The sequence below is a fragment of the Pseudomonas sp. B12(2026) genome, from assembly GCF_057767015.1.
This window is the reverse complement of the sequence record NZ_CM173430.1, coordinates 1,372,893-1,391,908: the sequence shown is the minus strand read 5'-3', so window position 1 is coordinate 1,391,908 and position 19,016 is coordinate 1,372,893. Positions and strand designations below refer to the sequence as shown.

Annotated in this window: 15 protein-coding genes; 6 read left to right on the top strand and 9 right to left on the bottom strand. The window is 67.3% G+C overall.

The genetic code is table 11. The annotated features are described in order from the left end of the window. Positions 1-104: 104 nt before the first annotated feature. Positions 105-542: a YqaA family protein gene (locus tag AC3B6A_RS06540; RefSeq protein ID WP_488401481.1), complete on the top strand. Its 438-nt coding sequence runs from the start codon at positions 105-107 to the stop codon at positions 540-542. Between the two features lie 92 nt (positions 543-634). Then, positions 635-1,021: a hypothetical protein gene (locus tag AC3B6A_RS06535; protein WP_488401480.1), complete on the top strand. Its 387-nt coding sequence runs from the start codon at positions 635-637 to the stop codon at positions 1,019-1,021. 587 nt (positions 1,022-1,608) lie between these two features. Here the strand turns inward: AC3B6A_RS06535 and AC3B6A_RS06530 are convergent. The 4 genes from AC3B6A_RS06530 to AC3B6A_RS06515 form a co-directional block, all read right to left on the bottom strand. Continuing rightward, on the bottom strand, positions 1,609-1,893 hold the full coding sequence (locus AC3B6A_RS06530) for a hypothetical protein (protein WP_488401479.1): 285 nt from the start codon (positions 1,891-1,893) through the stop codon (positions 1,609-1,611). Positions 1,894-2,073: 180 nt separating this feature from the next. Beyond that, positions 2,074-3,456 carry an amino acid permease gene (locus AC3B6A_RS06525; protein ID WP_488401478.1) on the bottom strand — a complete coding sequence of 461 codons (1,383 nt, stop codon included), beginning with the start codon at positions 3,454-3,456 and terminating at the stop codon, positions 2,074-2,076. Between the two features lie 314 nt (positions 3,457-3,770). Next, entirely contained in the window at positions 3,771-4,469 is a 699-nt protein-coding gene (locus AC3B6A_RS06520) for a class I SAM-dependent methyltransferase (protein ID WP_488401477.1), read from the bottom strand. A gap of 294 nt (positions 4,470-4,763) precedes the next feature. Next, the gene (locus AC3B6A_RS06515) at positions 4,764-5,009 is read right to left on the bottom strand and encodes a hypothetical protein (RefSeq protein ID WP_488401476.1); all 246 of its coding nucleotides are present in this window, start codon (positions 5,007-5,009) and stop codon (positions 4,764-4,766) included. A gap of 282 nt (positions 5,010-5,291) precedes the next feature. On the opposite strand from AC3B6A_RS06515, the gene AC3B6A_RS06510 reads away from it, so the two are divergent. After that, positions 5,292-8,408, top strand: a complete 3,117-nt coding sequence (locus AC3B6A_RS06510; RefSeq protein ID WP_488401475.1) for a transglycosylase domain-containing protein — start codon at positions 5,292-5,294, stop codon at positions 8,406-8,408. A 279-nt stretch (positions 8,409-8,687) separates the two neighbouring features. Here the strand turns inward: AC3B6A_RS06510 and AC3B6A_RS06505 are convergent, their stop codons facing one another. Genes AC3B6A_RS06505 through AC3B6A_RS06495 form a run of 3 tightly spaced genes read right to left on the bottom strand, consistent with a single transcriptional unit; the run spans position 8,688 to position 9,904 of the window. Further along, entirely contained in the window at positions 8,688-8,909 is a 222-nt protein-coding gene (locus AC3B6A_RS06505; RefSeq protein ID WP_488401474.1) for a VF530 family protein, read from the bottom strand. Between the two features lie 48 nt (positions 8,910-8,957). Continuing rightward, on the bottom strand, positions 8,958-9,266 hold the full coding sequence (locus tag AC3B6A_RS06500) for a DMT family transporter (RefSeq protein ID WP_488401473.1): 309 nt from the start codon (positions 9,264-9,266) through the stop codon (positions 8,958-8,960). Next, the gene (locus tag AC3B6A_RS06495) at positions 9,266-9,904 is read right to left on the bottom strand and encodes an FMN-dependent NADH-azoreductase (RefSeq protein ID WP_488401472.1); all 639 of its coding nucleotides are present in this window, start codon (positions 9,902-9,904) and stop codon (positions 9,266-9,268) included. The genes AC3B6A_RS06500 and AC3B6A_RS06495 overlap by 1 nt, the downstream gene beginning before the upstream one ends. Before the next feature lie 139 nt (positions 9,905-10,043). Between AC3B6A_RS06495 and AC3B6A_RS06490 the strand changes: the two genes are divergently transcribed. After that, positions 10,044-10,964, top strand: coding sequence for a LysR substrate-binding domain-containing protein (locus AC3B6A_RS06490; protein ID WP_488401471.1), 921 nt, complete (start codon positions 10,044-10,046; stop codon positions 10,962-10,964). A 200-nt stretch (positions 10,965-11,164) separates the two neighbouring features. Next, positions 11,165-12,355 carry a sugar transporter gene (locus AC3B6A_RS06485; RefSeq protein WP_488401470.1) on the top strand — a complete coding sequence of 397 codons (1,191 nt, stop codon included), beginning with the start codon at positions 11,165-11,167 and terminating at the stop codon, positions 12,353-12,355. Between the two features lie 171 nt (positions 12,356-12,526). Here the strand turns inward: AC3B6A_RS06485 and putP are convergent, their stop codons facing one another. Together putP and AC3B6A_RS06475 are read right to left on the bottom strand one after the other, a co-directional pair. Then, entirely contained in the window at positions 12,527-14,044 is a 1,518-nt protein-coding gene (gene putP / locus AC3B6A_RS06480) for a sodium/proline symporter PutP (RefSeq protein WP_488401469.1), read from the bottom strand. A gap of 771 nt (positions 14,045-14,815) precedes the next feature. Then, complete coding sequence (locus AC3B6A_RS06475) at positions 14,816-15,565, bottom strand: helix-turn-helix domain-containing protein (RefSeq protein ID WP_488401468.1); 750 nt, start codon at positions 15,563-15,565, stop codon at positions 14,816-14,818. 282 nt (positions 15,566-15,847) lie between these two features. On the opposite strand from AC3B6A_RS06475, the gene lon reads away from it, so the two are divergent. Continuing rightward, on the top strand, positions 15,848-18,247 hold the full coding sequence (gene lon / locus AC3B6A_RS06470) for an endopeptidase La (protein ID WP_488401467.1): 2,400 nt from the start codon (positions 15,848-15,850) through the stop codon (positions 18,245-18,247). Positions 18,248-19,016 lie beyond the last annotated feature (769 nt).

Below are 19,016 nucleotides of genomic sequence, written 5' to 3'. Positions count from 1 at the left end.
AGCACAATTGGACATATAGTATCCGGACACACCAAGAACCCGCCTCTTTATTCCAAAATTCCAGCACGCCTCGTTCCTCCCTCGAAGGTCGCCGAACTCCGCCCATGCCCGCCCTCGCCCTGGCCGCCCACGCCGGCCTGTTCCTCTCGGCCTTCGGCGCCGCCACCCTGCTGCCCCTGCAATCGGAAGCCGTGCTGGTGGGCCTGCTGCTGGGCGGGCAGTACCCGCTCTGGTCGCTGCTGCTGGCGGCGAGTGTGGGCAATGTGCTCGGCTCGCTGGTCAACTGGGTGCTGGGACGCGGCATCGAGCGCTGGCACGACCGGCGCTGGTTCCCGCTCAAGGCGCAGACGCTGGAAAAGGCCCAGGCGCGCTACCGGCGCCTTGGCTGCTGGTCGCTGCTGCTGAGCTGGGCGCCCGTGATCGGCGACCCGCTGACGCTGATCGCCGGCGTGATGCGCGAGCCGCTGTGGCGCTTCCTGGTGCTGGTGACGCTGGCCAAGACCGGGCGCTACGCCGTGCTGGCCTGGCTGACGCTGGGCTGAGCGGCGGGCTGGAGCGTTTTGTCGTCCGTGCAGGGAATTTTTCCTACACTGGCGTATCCAAAGGCCATCATGGAACGCCACGGGGTGGATAGATGAACGTGTTGAAACTGTCGGCGGTGCTGGCCGCCACCGCGCTGCTGAGCGCTTGCGGCGGCAACCAGGCCAAGGTCTGCGGGTCGGATGACGTGAAGAACCAGTTGGTGAAGATCTTCCTCAGCGGCCCGCTCTCCAGCCAGGCCGACGCGCTGGCCAAGGCCGAGCTGAAAGACGTGGCGATCATCGAGAAGGACCCGGACAGCGGCGTCATGGAGTGCGTCGGCACGCTGTCGGTGCCGGTGGTCGGCCAGGTGGCGTCCGGCACCCTGCGATACCGCATCGCCCCGGCGGCCAAGTCGGACCACGACTACCTGCTGCTGCTCGCCGACGGCGACATGGCCAATGCCTTCGCCAAGCGCATCGAGGGCATGATCCCGCGCTGATCGTTGCGGCGAACGTGAAAAAACCGGCTATCTAAGGCCGGTTTTTTCGTTTGGGGGGTTCGCCGGGGCGAGCAGACAAAGCCTCAGCCGCGGCTCGTCCCGTCACACCGAGGCGTTGCGGTACACGGAAGAAGAGCATCGCGGAGAAGCTCCGCTCCTACGAGAGCAGGATTGGCGCGGAGGAAGACGCTCTGCTTTTGCTCTTGATGACTTCCAGAGAAACCTCCGCGCGCACCGGAGCGCCCCTTCAGGAGGCCGAGTGGAATCGGAGTTTCAGGGGTTGAGCGGCATGGATGCCGCGAGAGCCGCGATGGGCCAGGGATGGCCCTTCGCGGCGGGCCCCTGAAACTTCGATGGAGCGAGGGAACCCCGGCGAAGCCGGGGCCGGATGCAGGGGCACAGACCTTTGCCTACTTTGGGTCGTTTGCCAAAGTAGGTCGCCCGAGGGGGCGAAACAAGAAGTCCCAGCAAACGCCGAGGCGGCGCAGAAACACCGAACAAGACGGTGGATAACGCTTCGCGTTATCCACCCTACGAAGAGCAAAAGCATCGGGAACAAGGGCTCTGCCAAAGACAAGGCAGTAGTCTCAGAACCCTTCCAGATCGATCAACTCACCCTCGAAACGAATCCAGCCACCCTCCTCGTTCGCCTCACCGCCCTGGATCTCGCCGTAATAGGACAACCCGTTATCCAGCGTCACGCAAACGTGAGTCGGCTCATCCGGCGCATCCAGCTGCCCCTTGAAGCGCAACTCGATCACCCCCTCCTCGGGCGCGCTGAGGCTCAGCGTGACGCGTGCGTTGTCCACCGCTTCGGCCTCGCGGCCCCGGTGCTCGGCGCTGACGGTCACGGTGGCGATTTCCTGTTTCATGCTCGAAGGCTCTCCAGAAGGCTCCGGCGCCACGCGCGCCGGACAATGCGCCAAGGATACCGCGCCACGGCGCCGCAACGCCGGTTTTCGCACCGGGCACCCCTCGTCCACCCACGGCCCGATGGCCGCCTAAAAGAAAAGGGCCTCCGAAGAGGCCCTTTCCATTCACTCAACCGTCACTCAGGCACGGCTGGGAGCAGCGCCCTGCTCGCCTTTCGGCGCCAGGTTCAGCGCGTAGTACAGCACGGTCAGCAGCACCAGGAAGGCCGGGCCGATGTACAGCGCGATGCGGGTGTCCTCGAAGAACGCCATCAGCACCACCACCAGCACCAGGAAGGCCATCGCCAGGTAGGAGCTGACCGGGTACAGCCACATCCGGAACTGCAGCTTGCCGGCTTCGGCGGCGGAGAGGCCGCGGCGGAACTTCATCTGCGCCAGCAGGATCATCGCCCAGGTCCAGATCGCACCGAAGGTGGCGATGGAGGTTACCCAGGTGAATACCTTCTCAGGCACCAGGTAGTTCAGCAGCACGCCCAGCAGCAGCGCGGCGATGGACAGCAGCAGCGCATTGCGCGGCACGCCGCCCTTGGAGGTCTTGGCGAACACGGCCGGGGCCTGGCCATGCTGGGCGAGGCTGTAGAGCATGCGGCCGGTGCTGAAGATGCCGCCGTTGCAGGACGACAGCGCGGCGGTGATCACCACGAAGTTGATGAGGCCGGCGGCGGTCTTGATGCCCATGCGCTCGAAGGTCATCACGAAGGGGCTGCCCTGGGTGCCGATCTCGTTCCACGGGTAGATCGACATGATCACGAACAGCGCGCCGACGTAGAACAGCACGATGCGCCAGAACACCGAGTTGATCGCGCCCGGGATGGTCTTCTGCGGGTTCTTCGCTTCGCCGGCGGTGAGGCCGATCATTTCCACGCCCAGGTAGGCGAACATCACCATCTGCAGCGACATCAGCACGCCGGTGATGCCGTGGGGCATGAAGCCGCCATTGGTCCAGATGTTGGAAATGCCGGTGGCGATGCCGCCGTTGCCCAGGCCGAAGACGATCATGCCGGCGCCGACCAGGATCATGGCGACGATGGTGACGATCTTGATCAGGGCGAACCAGAATTCGAACTCACCGAAGGCGCGTACCGCCACCAGGTTCACGGTGCCCATGCTCGCCAGCGCCGCCAGCGCCCAGATCCAGCGCGGCACGTCGGGGAACCAGATGCCCATGTAGATGGCCACCGCGGTGATCTCTGCAACGCAGGTCACCAGCCAGAGGAACCAGTAGTTCCAGCCGGTCAGGTAGCCGGCCAGTGGGCCGAGGTAGTCCTGCGCGTAGCGGGCGAAGGAGCCGGCCACGGGATTGTGCACGGCCATCTCGCCGAGGGCGCGCATGATCACGAGGATGGCGAGACCGCCGATGATGTAGGAGAGCATGATGGCCGGGCCGGCCATCTGGATGGCCTTGGCGGAGCCGAGGAACAGACCGACGCCGATGCAGGCGCCGAGGGCCATGAGACGGATGTGCCGCTCGTTGAGATCCCGCTGGAGATCATGGGACGACATGGTGATGCAACCTCATTTTGTTCTTGGGGAATATCAGCTGCGGACTCGAAGTGCAGTCGGGATGCGGAAAGGCCGGAAAAAAGCTTCGCCACCGAGCCGGTCGGCACGGAGGGCGGAGGTATCTGGCGATTCCAGGACGGCACACCGGAAGAGGCTGCCCGCTCTTGTGAAGCGGACGTGGGCATTGCGGGAGGACCACGGCTGAGGTCGTCGCCGAATTTACACAAGTCCGCGGGAGACGTCTGCCCCATTCAGGTGCAATTTGACCAAAGGCGTAGGGGCGATTCGTCGTGTCAGCGGCCTTCGCCCCGGGATCAGGCGCAACCCGGTGCTACCCGATCGTCCAGCGGTTGCACGTCCAGCAGCAGCGAGCAGGGCCTGGCGGCCTCGGGGTGGCGTGGCTCGCGCAACCGCCGCACGCTCCAGCCGCTGGCGGCGAGCAGCGCCAACCAGGACTCCAGGGTGCGGAAGAACCAGGGCATCGGCGCACTGAATGCCTCGCCGAACGCGGCGAAGGTCTCCAGCCGCCAGCCATCGGCGTAGGGCCCGTCGCCACAGGCGGACCAGGGGTGCACGGTCTGGATCAGCAGGCGGCCGCCGGGTTCGAGGCGCTCGCGCAGCGCCCGCAGCAGCGGCCCGGGGGCTTCGTCGAGCAGGGCGAAGTTGCACACCAGGGCATCGAAGCGACCCAGGGATTCGCCCGCGGCGACCAGGCCGGCGTAGTCCATCACCTCGAAGCGCCCACCTCCCGCCTGGCGTGCAGCCTCGACCAGCGGTGCGGAAGCGTCGACACCGACGCACTGGCTGCCCCGCTGCGCCAGTGCCCGGCACAGCCAGCCTTCGCCGCAGCCGATGTCCAGCACGCGGCGCGCCGGTCCCTCCGCGACGGCCTGGATGATCGCCGCGTCGGTCACCAGGCGCCGGCTCTCGATGCGCTGCTCGCGCACCGCGCGGGTCCAGGCATCGGCGTTGACCTGCCAGCTGTGGCGGATGCGCTCTGCCCTGTCGCTCATGAAATCCTCCTGCGAAGCCCGCCGTGCGCACGATGGAGCAGGCCGTACACAGCTCCGTGAAACCCGCGGCCCAGCCACTGCGGGGGGCCTGTTCATGAGATTTGCCGGGCAGCCGGGGCGCCAGTCCGTTCGCGAGCAAGCTCGCTCCTACAGGTATGTCCCAGCGCGCTTTTCGTAGGAGCGAGCTTGCTCGCGAACCGCCCAGCCCCGGAAACACGGACGGAGCCCCCCTCGATCCCGCAAAAGCACTTCATGCCGGCCTGAAAGCAACTCCCTACGGCCGCGCAACAACGGTCACTGCGTCTTCCACGCCTTCGGCACCGCCAGCCCCTTGGGCGGCGGGGTCTGCGGCAGCGCCTCGCGGCAGCCGGCGTCGCGGAACGGCCCGCCGATCTTCTGCCAGCCCTCGCCCGGCGAGGTCTGCTGGCAGGTATAGCTGCCGTCCACCTTGCTCTGCCACCTGTAGAACGGCATGGGCGCGGCGAAGGCGCTCAGCGAGGCCAGCAGCAGGGGTACGACGGGCAGAAATAACGAACGCATGGCCGGGAAGTCCTGTCCAATCAGTCAGGGATCTGTCGAGGGTCGGGTGCCGCTGCGCCTGGGCGCCAGCCGGCCCGCCTATTGCACCTGCTGGCCGTCGGCAAATCAATCCGTCAGGCGCGAAACGCTGTTTCGCGGCGCGCAGATTTTCCGCCGCCGACTACGCTGGAAATTAGGAAGGCCCCTGTCACGGGGCTTTCGCGGCGTCGGGAGGGGCGCCGGTCGTCACGAGGGCGGAGTCCGCTTACCTAGGCTGTTGTCTGAGCATGGGCAGGTCGTGAAATGGGTAGTTCGAAGCATTCCGGTACGCATTGCGCAGATCAACCGGGTCGCTCGGAGCCCGGTATTTCCCCGACGAAAGTCCACCATCATCGGTTCCTGCTGCTGTTCCTCTTCCTGCTGCCGCTGCTGGCCGCCATCGGCGCCGCGCTGCTCTACGAGGCGCGCACTTCCAAGCTGCAGGCGCGCGAGCTGGCGCGCTACGCCGGCGAGCTGACCTGGCAACTGGCGCAGGGCCCCAGCAGCGACGTGGTGTACCCGCAGAGCGGCCCGTTCGACCGCCGCCTGGGCTACCTGCAACTGCCGGTCTTCCTCGACCGCCTGCACCAGCGCAACTTCATCACCCTGAGCCAGACGCGCTTCTCCGCACCGCTGATGCAGTACGCCAGCCACGGCCTGTTCCCGCCCTATCCCGAGAAGTCCCAGGCCGGCGTGGACATCGCCGACTGCCGCGGCCTGCCGATCTACGCCTTCCGCTATCCGCAGCGGCTGTACGCCAATTTCGAGAGCATTTCCCCGCTGATCGTGCAGAGCCTGCTGTTCATCGAGAACCGCGACCTGCTGGACAGCCAGCGCCCGTACCTGAACCCGGCCATCGACTGGAGCCGCTTCACCCAGGCCTCGCTGGCGCAGGTGGGCAAGCTGGTCGGCATGGGCAACCACGCCCCCGGCGGCAGCACCCTGGCCACGCAGATCGAGAAGTACCGGCATTCCGAGGACGGCCGCACCAACTCCATCACCGACAAGCTGCGGCAGATGGCCTCGGCCAGCGTGCGCACCTACCAGGGCGGCGCGGAGAACCTGCCGGCGCGGCGCAACGTGGTGCTCACCTACCTCAACTCGGTGCCGCTCTCGGCGCAGCCGGGCTACGGCGAGGTCAGCGGCCTGCCGGACGGCCTGTGGGTCTGGTACGGCGCCGACTACCAGCAGGTCAACCAGCTGCTCAGCGCGCCGCCGGCCAGCGGCGTCTCGCTGCTCGGACAGGCCAAGGCGCTGCGCCAGGTGATCTCGCTGATGATCGCCCACCGCCGGCCGTCCTGGTACCTGGCGCGCGGCCGCGACCAGCTGTCCGCGCTGACCGACAGCTACCTGCGCCTGCTGGGCCAGGCCGGCGTCATCGGCGCCCCGCTGCGCGACGCGGCGCTGAACCAGCGACTGGTGTTCCGCGACCCGCGCAACGAGCCGACCATCACCCCGCTGGAGAACAACAAGGGCGTGACCCTGGCGCGCACCCGCCTGGCCGGGATGCTCGACGTGCCGCTGTACGACCTGGACCGCTTCGACCTGTCCTTCACCACCACCCTGCAGCACGAGCTGCAGGAACAGGTCACCGCCTACCTGCGGCACCTCTCCGAGCCGGAATTCGCCGCGCAGATCGGGCTGTTCGGCGAACACCTGCTGTCCGAGGACAAGACCCGCGACGTGCGCTACAGCTTCACCCTGTTCGAGCGCACCGCCAGCGGCAACCGCGTGCGCGTGCAGACCGACAACACCGAGCAGCCGTTCGACATCAACGAAGGCAGCAAGCTGGAACTGGGCTCCACCGCCAAGCTGCGGGTGCTTTCCACCTACCTGGAGACCATCGCCGAGCTGCACCGGCAATACGCGGCGCTGCCGGCCGCCGAGCTGAAGAAGGTGCCGGTGGAGCCGATCGACTTCATCAGCCGCTGGGCCATCGACTACCTGATCGCCAGCAAGGACCGCAACCTGCCGGACATGCTCGGCGCGGCCATGCAGCGCAAGTATTCCGCCAGCCCCTACGAGGCGTTCTTCACCGGCGGCGGCATCCACACCTTCAGCAACTTCCGCAAGGAGGACAACGGCCGCATCCCCACCGTCCAGGACGCCCTGCGCGAATCGATCAACCTGCCCTTCGTGCGCCTGCTGCGCGACCTGGTGCGGCACGACATGTACGCCAACGAAGGCAGCAAGGTCGCGGTGCTGGCCGACGACAAGGACCCGCGCCGGCGGGACTACCTCGACCGCTTCGTCGACAAGGAAAGCCAGGTCTACCTGCTGCGCTTCTGGCAGAAATACAAGGGCAAGGCCGCCGACGAGCGACTCGACACCTTCCTCGACGGCCTGCGCGCCTGGCCGGTGCGGCTGGCGGCGATCCACCGCTACCTGCAGCCGCAGGCGGACCTGCCGACCTTCGCCGCCTTCCTCCAGGAGCGCCTGAAGAAAGGCAAGTACGTCGGCGAGAAACTGACCGACAAGCGCATCGCCGACCTCTACACGCGCTACGGCCCGGGCGCCTTCGACCTCAACGACCAGGGCTACGTGGCCCGCGTGCACCCGCTGGAACTCTGGCTGCTCGGCTACCTGCAGCGGCAGCCGGCGGCCAGCTTCAACGACGCGGTGGCGGCCAGCGTGGACGAACGCAAGCTGGTCTACGGCTGGCTGTTCAAGTCGCGGCACAAGTACGCGCGCGACAAGCGCATCCGCATCATGCTGGAAGTGGAAGCCTTCCTCGACCTGCACGAGCAGTGGAAGCGCCTGGGCTATCCCTTCGACCACCTGGTGCCGTCGCTGGCCACCGCGCTGGGCAGCTCCGGCGACCGCCCTGCGGCCCTGGCCGAGCTGATGGGGATCATCCTCAACGACGGCGTGCGCCTGCCGACCCTGCGCATCGACAACCTGCGCTTCGCCGCCAACACGCCGTACGAGGCCAGCCTCGGCCCGCAATCGAACACCGGCCGCCAGGTGATGACCTCGGAAGTGGCCCAGGCCCTGCGCACCGCGCTGTCCCAGGTGGTGGACGCCGGCACCGCGCGGCGCCTGTCCGGCAGCTTCAAGCTGGCCGACGGCAGCGCGCTGGTGATGGGCGGCAAGACCGGCACCGGCGACAACCGCATCGAGAGCGTGACCCGCAGCGGCTGGGTGAAGAGCTCCAAGGCGATGAACCGCACCGCGACCTTCGTGTTCTACCTCGGCCCGCGCCACTTCGGCACCCTCACCGCCTACGTGGCCGGCAGCGAGTCGGACAACTTCAAGTTCACCTCGGCGCTGCCGGTGCAGGTGCTCAAGGGCATGGCGCCGATGCTGGCGAGCTACCTGGAACCGGGGATCAGCACGGGGTGCCAGGAGCCGATCGACAATCTGCGGGTGAGCTGGCGATAGTTGTCGCGCCAGGCTGAAGCCTGTAGGAGCGAGCTTGCTCGCGAACCCGCCTGGCACAGCGGCATCAGGCTGTTCGCGAGCAAGCTCGCTCCTACGAAATGCTCGAGTTCGCCGGTAGGCTCCATCCGCGCCGCACCCTCAGCTTGGGGAGAGGGGAAACGCTCCAGCAGCCAACGCCTCCCTGAACCTGTAGGAGCGGATCTTATCCGCGATCCGGCCGGCAGGCCGGCCCCAGCCGGTCATTCGCGGACAAGGTCCGCTCCTACGAAAAGCGCGCCGTTACTTGCCCTGCAGCATCTTCACGTACAGCCCCTCCACCTGCTCCCGCGCCCAGGGCGTGCGGCGCAGGAAGGTGAGGCTGGACTTGATGCTCGGGTCGTTCTTGAAGCAGCGGATGTCGATGCGCTTGGCCAGCCCGTCCCAGCCGTACCGCGCAACCAGCTGGTTGAGGATGGCTTCCAGGGTCACGCCGTGCAGCGGGTTCTTCGGTTTGTCGGTCATGGTCCGGCTTCAACAGGTGGGAATCCGCGGCACCTTAACACCAAGCCGTCAGGCCCGCAGCCCGGCCACGCCGGCGATGATCAGCGCCACCGACAGCAGCTTGGCCAGCGTCAGCGCCTCGCCCAGCAGCAGGAAGCCGAAGAACACCGTGCCCAGGGTGCCGATCGCCGTCCACACCGGGTAGGCGATGCTCACCGGCAACTGGCGCATCGCCAGGGTCAGGAAGAAGATGCCGCAGAACACCGCGACGACCGTCAGCACCGTAGGCAGCGGCCGGGTGAAGCCCTCGGCGTACTTCATCGACACGGCGAACATCACCTCGAACACCGCCGCCACCATCAGCATCGCCCAGGCCATCACGCCCTCACCCACTCGCTTTCGGCGAGATCGGCCAGTTCCCGCTCGGCCTGCTGGCAGGACGCCCTGAAAGCGTCGGGATTGCCCTCCTCGCCTTCGGCGGCGATCACCCGTACGTCCTCGATGCCGAGGAACCCGAGCGCCACGCGCAGCCAAGTGTCGGCGTGGTTCATCGACTCCAGCGGCCCGCCCGGCCCCATGCCGGCGCCGCCACGGCTGGTGACGATCAGCGCCCTGCGCCCCTTGAGCAGCGGTTCGTACTCGGCCTCGCCGCCGTTCAGATGCAGGTCGAAGGTGCGGCCGAGCCGGACGACCTGGTCGACCCAGGCCTTCAGGCCGCTGGGCACGCTGAAGTTGTACATGGGCGTGGAGATCACCAGCAGGTCATGGCCGAGCAGTTCGTCCACCAACTGGTCGCTGAGCGCCAGGTCCGCCTGCATGGTCAGCGGGCGATTGTCCGGTTGCGGGTAGAAGGCCGCCGCGATGAAGGCCTCGTTGACGTGCGGCAGGCTGGCGCGGCCGACCTCGCGGCGGGTGACCTCGGCCTGTGACAGCGCGGCGAGAAAACCCTCCGCCAGGCGCCGGGAATGAGAGCGCTCGGCACGCGGACTGGCATGAATGGCAAGAATCCTGCTCATCTGTGATTCCTCGGTGGGTATACACTTCAGGGGTCTCGAATCGGCCCCTGCCTTGCCGCCAAAGCTATTTTCCGCGCGCCTTGCGGACAACTGAGGGAAACTCCACCGAGATGAATCCAGCTCACCCATGGAGAGCCGCATGTTCGCCAACCTGCCCCTTCCCGCCCTGCGCACCTTCGAATCCGCCGCGCGCCAGCTGAGTTTCAAGGCCGCCGCCCAGGAACTGGCGGTGACGCCCACGGCGGTGTCCCACCAGGTCCGCGCGCTGGAAGACTGGCTCGGCCTGCCGCTGTTCGAGCGCCTGCCGCGCCAGGTACGCCTGACCGAGGCCGGCGAGCGGCTGTTCCGCAGCCTGCACGGCGCGCTGCTGGAGGTGTCGCAATCGGTGGACAGCCTGCGCCCGCAGCGCAGCGCCGGCAGCCTGACGCTCTCCACCACGCCGGCCTTCGCCGCGCTCTGGCTGGTGCCGCGCCTGGGGCGCTTCTACGCGCGCCACCCGCACATCCGCCTGCGCCTGGACAGCCAGTGCGAGCTGCTCGACCTGCAGCAGGACGCCAGCGTCGACCTGGCGATCCGCTACGGCTTCGGCGACTACCCGCGCATGCACAGCCAGTTCCTCCTCGACGAGCGCTTCGCGGTGTACGGCGCGCCCGCGCGGGTGGCCACTGCCGACGTGGAGGTGCCGGAGATGATCAGCGTGCGCTGGTACAACTCCGAGCTCTACGAGCGCGGCTGGAAGGCCTGGTGCGCGGCGGCCGGCGAGGAATGCCTGCTCAGCCGCGCCGTGCAGCGCGAATACGAGGAGGAGTTCTACGCGCTGCAGGCGGCCATCGCCGGCCAGGGGCTGGTGCTGGCCAGCTCGCTGCTGGTCTCCGAAAGCGTGGAGAAGGGCCTGCTGGTGCCCTACCGCCCCGAGATCAACGTCCCCGGCGCCCGCTACACCGCGCTCTGCGTGCCGGGCCGCGAGCGCCATCCGCCGGTGCGTGCGTTCCTCGACTGGCTGGCCGAGGAAGCAGCCCAGGCCAGCGACCCGCTGATCGACAGTGCCGCCCGAGGCTGATCGCCACACTTGCCGCTGCGCCCGCGCACACCGGCATTCACCGTGCGCGACACGGCGGCCGTGGGTAGAATGCCGCCTGCCGCTTCCCCCATACCTATAACGATTCCTCTTCGCCCGCCCGCGCTCCGGCCCATCGGCCCGGGGCCCATCGCGCGTGGCCGGGGGACTCGGCCTGAGCCCCACTCCACCTCAGGATTCCCATGAACACCGCGCAACCCACCCGCAGCGGCAGCTGGCTGAGCGTCATCGCCCTGGCCCTGGCCGCCTTCATCTTCAACACCACCGAGTTCGTCCCGGTGGGCCTGCTCAGCGACATCGGCGCAAGCTTCGACATGCGCCCGGAACAGACCGGGCTGATGCTCACCCTCTACGCCTGGGTGGTCTCGCTCACCTCGCTGCCGCTGATGCTGCTGACCCGCAACATGGAGCGCCGCCGCCTGCTGGTGGTGATCTTCTGCCTGTTCATCGGCAGCCACCTGCTGTCGGGCGTCGCCTGGAGCTTCAGCGTGCTGATGCTCAGCCGCTTCGGCATCGCCTTCGCCCACGCGGTGTTCTGGTCGATCACCGCTTCGCTTGCGGTGCGCGTGGCGCCGCCGGGGCAGCAGGCGAAAGCCCTCGGGCTGCTCGCCACCGGGACTATCCTGGCCATGGTGCTGGGCATTCCGCTGGGCCGCGTGCTGGGCGAGGCGCTGGGCTGGCGCGCGACCTTCCTCGCCATCGCCGGCGTTTCGGTGGTGGTGGTGCTCTGGCTGGCGCGCTCGCTGCCGCTGCTGCCGAGCCAGAACTCCGGCTCCCTGCGCAGCCTGCCGCTGCTGCTGCGCCGCCCGGCGCTGGTGTCGATGTACGTGCTCACCGTGCTGGTGATCACCGCGCAGTTCACCGCCTACAGCTACATCGAGCCGTTCGCGCGGGAAATCGCCGCGCTGGACAGCCGGAAGACCACCCTGCTGCTCCTGCTGTTCGGCGGCGCCGGGCTGTTCGGCTCGATCCTCTTCAGCCGCTACAGCGAACGCTTCCCGCGCGCCTTCCCGTGCGCGGCCATCGCCGTGCTCGGCAGTTGCCTGCTGCTGCTCCTGCCGCTGGCGCATGCGCCCATCGCCCTGCTCGGCCTGAGCCTGTTCTGGGGCGCGGCGATCCTCTGCTTCGGCCTGGCGCTGCAGGCCAAGGTGCTGCAACTGGCGCACGACGCCACGGACGTGGCGATGGCGATGTTCTCCGGCCTGTACAACGTCGGCATCGGCGGCGGCGCCCTGCTCGGCAGCCGCGTGGCGGCGGGCATGGGCCTGGAATGGATCGGCTACGTCGGCGGCGCGCTGGCGGTGGCCGGCCTGCTGCTGTGCCTGTTCGCCTGCTGGCGGTATGCGGCGGCGCTGAGCGGCGGGCACGCCTAGATCAGTCGCCGGAAGGCGGACCGGCTCTTGTAGGATCGGACCTTGTCCGCGATAAACCGCGTCACCGGGCGAATCGCGGACAAGGTCCGATCCTACAAAAAACCATTGCGCCGGACATGAAAAAAGGCCGCGTCCCTTTCGGGAGAGCGGCCTTTTTCATTCAGCGCAGGATCAGCGGCTGGTCGCCGCGGAGCCCGCCGGCTGAGTAGCTTCGGCGTATTCCGCCTCGGCTTCCTCGAAGCGCTGGATCATCGCCTTCGACGGGGCGGCGCCCATCAGGCTGAACACCACGATGGACAGGCTGGAGAGGATGAAGCCCGGGATGATCTCGTACAGGCCGAGCCAGCCGAACTGCTTCCAGACGATCACGGTGACCGCGCCGACGATGATGCCGGCCAGCGCGCCGTTGCGGGTCATGCCCTTCCACAGCACGGAGAACAGCACCAGCGGGCCGAAGGCGGCGCCGAAGCCGGCCCAGGCGTAGGACACCAGGCCCAGTACGCGGTTTTCCGGGTTGGCGGCCAGGGCGATGGCGATCAGTGCCACCAGCAGCACCATGGCGCGGCCGACCCAGACCAGTTCCAGCTGGCTGGCGTTCTTGCGCAGGAAGGCCTTGTAGAAGTCTTCGGTCAGCGCCGAGGAGCACACCAGCAGCTGGCAGCTCAGGGTGCTCATCACCGCGGCGAGGATGGCGGACAGCAGCACGCCGGCGACCCACGGGTTGAACAGGATCTTCGCCAGTTCGATGAACACCCGCTCGGGGTTCTCGGTCACGGCGCCGGCCAGCTCCGGGTGCGCCTGGAAGTAGGCGATGCCGAAGAAGCCCACGGCGACCGCGCCGCCCAGGCAGAGGATCATCCAGGTCATGGAGATGCGGCGCGCGGCCGGGATCGACTTGACCGAATCGGCGGCCATGAAGCGCGCCAGGATGTGCGGCTGGCCGAAGTAGCCCAGGCCCCAGGCCATCAGCGAAATCACGCCGACGAAGGACGCGCCCTTGAGCATGTCGAAGTTGGCCGCGTCCTTCAGCTCGATGGCGGCGAAGGTCGGCTCCACGCCACCGGTGGCGAACAGCACGATGATCGGGGTGAGGATCAGCGCGAAGATCATCAGCGAGGCCTGCACGGTGTCGGTCCAGCTCACCGCCAGGAAGCCACCGACGAAGGTGTAGGCGATGGTGGCGGCGGCGCCGGCCCACAGCGCGGTCTCGTAGGACAGGCCGAAGGTGCTTTCGAACAGGCGGGCGCCGGCGACGATGCCGGAGGCGCAGTAGATGGTGAAGAACACCAGGATCACCAGCGCGGAGATCACCCGCAGGATGCGGCTGTTGTCCTCGAAGCGGGTGCTGAAGTAGTCCGGCAGCGTCAGGGCGTTGCCGTTGTGCTCGGTGTGCACGCGCAGGCGGCCGGCGACGAACAGCCAGTTCAGGTAGGCACCGGCGATCAGGCCGATGGCGATCCAGCTTTCCGAGATGCCCGACAGGTAGATGGCGCCCGGCAGGCCCATCAGCAGCCAGCCGCTCATGTCCGAGGCGCCGGCCGACAGCGCGGTGACGAAGCTGCCGAGGCTGCGGCCACCGAGGATGTAGTCGGAGAAGTTGTTGGTGGAACGGTAGGCGGCGAGTCCGATCAGGACCATGGCCGCGATGTAGATCACGAAGGTGATCAGGGTTGGCGTGTTGACGCTCATGGGGACTCCCCTACAGCTTGTTTTTATCCAGGCTCGCGGGGTATCGCGGGCCCTTGACTGGCAGCCGGCGCGGTTGGCGTCGACCGTTAAGCGCTTGCCCTCCAGCAAGCCGGGTTGCGCGTGGCGCCAGGTGGCACCGAACCGCTACGCATCCCGTCGCAGGCCCGCCGTCGTCCTTGCCGGCGCACTCCTGCGGCCGCCATCTCACCACGGCGACCTTCAGCCCGCCCTCGCCGGTGGGCGAAGTGCGGGCCGTTCTACCGGGCAGGGCCCGGAGATCCGTCAGGCGCCGGGAACGGCGCCCATACTCCAATGACGCCCCGCGACGCAGGGCTTGCGGCGGCGCCCGGCGGAGCCTGTGCTCACGCGCGCATCGAGAAGCGGCAAGGGGTGGCCGGCGCGCGAGGGCGCGGATTGTACAGAAAGTGGGGGAAGCGAACGCGCCACTGGTCCGGGGGCGGACGGCGCGAAACCACGGGCGGGCGCTGCGGGCCGGGCCGTGGAGGGTGTGGCGCGGCCAGGTGCAGGCACGCCAGGGGCGAAGACAGAACCGGTGATGGGCATGCTGCCCCTCCCGCGTATCGAGCTGGATGTTGTTCTTGGTCTGACCGGGTTGCACCTTTTACTACCAGCAACGCGGTGGGCGGACTCTATGGGTTGCACCCAGCGGATTTCTTGCTGAAAGCTCTGGAGTTCTTGCAAAAGACTCCGGCACTGGCGGGTCGACAGCTGACCGTTCGATCAGCAATGCAGGGCCGCAGGCTAACGGAATCAGCGGCGGCGCAGGCTGCCCGGGGTCAATCCCAAGTAGCGGCGCATGGCGGTGGTCAGCGCACTCTGGCTGGAAAAACCGCACTCCCCGGCCACGCCCACCAGCGGCAGGTGGGTTTCCCGCAGCAGGCGCGCCGCGTGGTCCAGGCGCTGGCGCAGCAGGTACTGGTGCGGCGTGAGGCCGACGCGGTCCTTGAACTGCGCGTGGAAGTGGCTGGGACTCAGGCAGGCGACCTGCGCCAGCTCGGCCACGCTGATGCGGCGGGCAAGGTGCTCGGCGATGTAAAGGTCCAGCCGCTCCAGGTCCAGCGGCCCATTGCGCGGCGCCGCCACCTCGCCGAACAGGCGCAGGTGCAGCGCGCGCAGCAGCACGCCGCCCAGGGCACGGGCCAGCAGCGGATCGTTGCCGTAGCGGGCAGTCTCGGCGCCGGCATAGCTGAGCAGGTTCTGGAAGTCCGCATCCAGGGTCGGGTAGCGCGGCGCCTCGAACAGCCGCGCCAGCAGTTCGCGGTCCTGCTCGGCGGCGCCGGCTTCGTCGAGATCGACGATCAGCATGTGGTTGTCGCCCAGGCCGGCGAATTCATGCGCGAAATCCCCCGGCACCAGGCAGGCGCGCATCCGGCAGACCTCGCCGCCCCGGCCGTCGACCTCGAACTCCGCGCGGCCACTGAGCGACATCACCAGTTGGTGATGATCGTGGGCGTGCTGATGGGGCTGGTCTGACAGACGAGCGAGACGGGTTTCGAACATGGCGCAATCTGATCAAATTTTGCACATGTTACGTGAGTTGCACCTGCCTGCCCAGATTCGTCTCGTCGGGTTGCACCTGGCCGGTGCAACACCGCTTCCTCGGCGAAACCGGGACGGCCTTCGGCGCGATGTCCAGCCGCCCGTTCGGGCGGCCGCGCCCGCTGATCCGGCCCCGGGCAATCTCCTGCAACATCCACTCAAGGCATCCACTCGAAATATGGGATTGAAACCCCGCGTCGGTTTCCCCATCTAGACTGTCATGTTCAATCAGTCAGGTGCCTCATGAGCGACCACGACGAGATTCACGATATCCACAGCGCCGAAGAGGTCAGCAACACCGGGCTGGTGTTGCCGGGGCAGAGCCTGCCGACCACGGTCTATGTCATTCCGATCCACAACCGCCCGTTCTTCCCGGCGCAGGTGCTGCCGGTGATCGTCAACGAGGAACCGTGGGCGGAAACCCTCGAGCTGGTGGCCAAGACCGAACACCACAGCCTGGCGCTGTTCTTCATGGACAACCCGCCGGACGACCCGCGCCACTTCGATCCCAACAGCCTGCCCGAGCACGGCACCCTGGTGCGCGTGCACCACGCCAGCCGCGAGGGCGGCAGGCTGCAGTTCGTCGCCCAGGGCCTGTCGCGGGTGCGCATCCGCGGCTGGATCAAGCGCCATCGCCCGCCCTTCCTGGTGGAAGTGGAATACCCGCACACCCCCAGCGACCCGAGCGACGAGGTGAAGGCCTACGGCATGGCCCTGATCAACGCGATCAAGGAACTGCTGCCGCTCAACCCGCTGTACAGCGAAGAGCTGAAGAACTACCTGAACCGCTTCAACCCCAACGACCCGTCGCCGCTCACCGACTTCGCCGCCGCGCTCACCACGGCCCCTGGCACTGAGCTGCAGGAAGTGCTGGACACCGTGCCGATCCTCAAGCGCATGGAGAAGGTGCTGCCGCTGCTGCGCAAGGAAGTGGAGGTCGCGCGCCTGCAGAAAGAGCTGTCCGCCGAGGTGAACCGCAAGATCGGCGAGCGCCAGCGCGAGTTCTTCCTCAAGGAGCAGCTGAAGATCATCCAGCAGGAGCTGGGCATCACCAAGGACGACAAGAGCGCCGATTCCGACGAATTCCGCGCCCGCCTGGACGGCAAGGTCCTCCCCGAGCAGGCCAGGAAGCGCATCGACGAAGAGCTGAACAAGCTGTCGATCCTGGAAACCGGCTCGCCCGAATACGCCGTCACCCGCAACTACCTGGACTGGGCCACCTCGGTGCCCTGGGGCCTGCTGGGCACCGACAAGCTCGACCTGAAGCACGCGCGCAAGGTGCTCGACAAGTACCACGCCGGGCTGGACGACGTGAAGGACCGCATCCTCGAATTCCTCGCGGTGGGCGCCTTCAAGGGCGAGATCGCCGGCTCCATCGTGCTGCTGGTGGGCCCGCCCGGCGTGGGCAAGACCAGCATCGGCAAGTCCATCGCCGAGAGCCTGGGACGGCCGTTCTACCGCTTCAGCGTCGGCGGCATGCGCGACGAGGCGGAGATCAAGGGCCACCGCCGCACCTACATCGGCGCCTTGCCGGGCAAGCTGGTGCAGGCGCTCAAGGACGTGCAGGTGATGAACCCGGTGATCATGCTCGACGAGATCGACAAGCTCGGCAGCAGCTACCAGGGCGACCCGGCCTCGGCGCTGCTGGAGACGCTCGATCCGGAGCAGAACGTCGAGTTCCTCGACCATTACCTGGACCTGCGCCTGGACCTGTCCAAGGTGCTGTTCGTCTGCACCGCCAACACCCTGGACTCGATCCCCGGCCCGCTGCTCGACCGCATGGAGGTGATCCGCCTGTCCGGCTACATCGCCGAGGAGAAGCTGGCCATCGCCAAGCGCCACCTGTGGCCCAAGCAGCTGGAGAAGGCCGGCGTGCCGAAGAGCCGCCTGTCGATCAACGACGCCGCCCTGCGCGCGGTGATCGAGGGCTACGCCCGCGAAGCCGGCGTGCGCCAGCTGGAGAAACAGCTCGGCAAGCTGGTGCGCAAGTCGGTGGTGAAGCTGCTGGAAGACCCGCAGGCGACGGTGAAGATCGGCGCCAAGGACCTGGAGGACTACCTCGGCATGCCGGTGTTCCGCACCGAGCAGCTGCTCTCCGGCATCGGCGTGATCACCGGCCTGGCCTGGACCAGCATGGGCGGCGCCACCCTGCCGATCGAGGCGACGCGCATCCATACGCTCAACCGCGGCTTCAAGCTCACCGGGCAGCTCGGCGATGTGATGAAGGAATCGGCGGAGATCGCCTACAGCTACATCAGCTCGCACCTGAAGCAGTACGGCGGCGATGCCGGCTTCTTCGATCAGGCCTTCGTCCACCTGCACGTGCCCGAGGGCGCCACGCCCAAGGACGGCCCCAGCGCCGGCGTGACCATGGCCAGCGCCCTGCTGTCCCTGGCGCGCAACCAGGCGCCGAAGAAGGGCGTGGCCATGACCGGCGAGCTGACCCTCACCGGCCAGGTCCTGCCGATTGGCGGCGTGCGCGAGAAGGTCATCGCCGCGCGCCGGCAGAAGATCTTCGAGCTGATCCTGCCGGAAGCCAACCGCGGCGACTTCGAGGAGTTGCCGGAGTACCTCAAGGAAGACATCACGGTGCACTTCGCCAGGCGTTATGGCGATGTGGCGAAGGTGCTGTTCCCGGGCTGATCGGCCTGAGTGTTCCCGCGGGAGAAACGGTGATGCATGGCACTTGTCCGCGATGGCCGGCATCCCCGGCCGTCGCGGATGAGATTGCTCAAACTGCGAATCCTCTCCCGTAGGAGCGGACTCCGTCCGCGATGCTTTTGCTTTCCGTAGGTGGATAACGCTAAGCGTTATCCACCGTTCTTTGTGATCGGTGTTTCTGCGCCGCTTCGGCGTGCGTTGAGAGATTTGGTTTCGCCCTCCCGGGCGAGTCCCTTTTGGCGTCCCAAAAGGAACCAAAAGGACTCGTCCCGACATCCGGGTCTTCGCTTCGCTCAGACTGCCCTCCTTCCGGCATTGCTCCGAGGGTCGGCTTGCAAGGGCCGTCCCTGGCCCTTCAAGCCTCTCGCGGCATCCATGCCGCTCGCCCCTCTGCGCAATACCTCCACTCGGCCTCCTGACGGGACCCTGCGCGCGCCTGCGATTTCGGTGTGACAGACAGAGCCAGGGCTGAAGGATCGCTCTTCGTAGGATGGTGTGGAGCGTAGCGATACCCATCGACAATCTGCGCCGAGATGCTTTTCGTAGGAGCGGACCTTGTCCGCGAAGCTCTTGAGCGGAGCTGATCGCGGACAAGGTCCGCTCCTACACGAGCAAATCCGGGGCGCGCTGTGCTTTGGGCTTTGGCTCTTGAAGACTTCCAGAGAAATATCCGCACGCACCGGAGCGCCCCTTCAGGAGGCCGAGTGGAATCGGAGTTTCAGGGGTCGAGCGGCATGGATGCCGCGAGAGC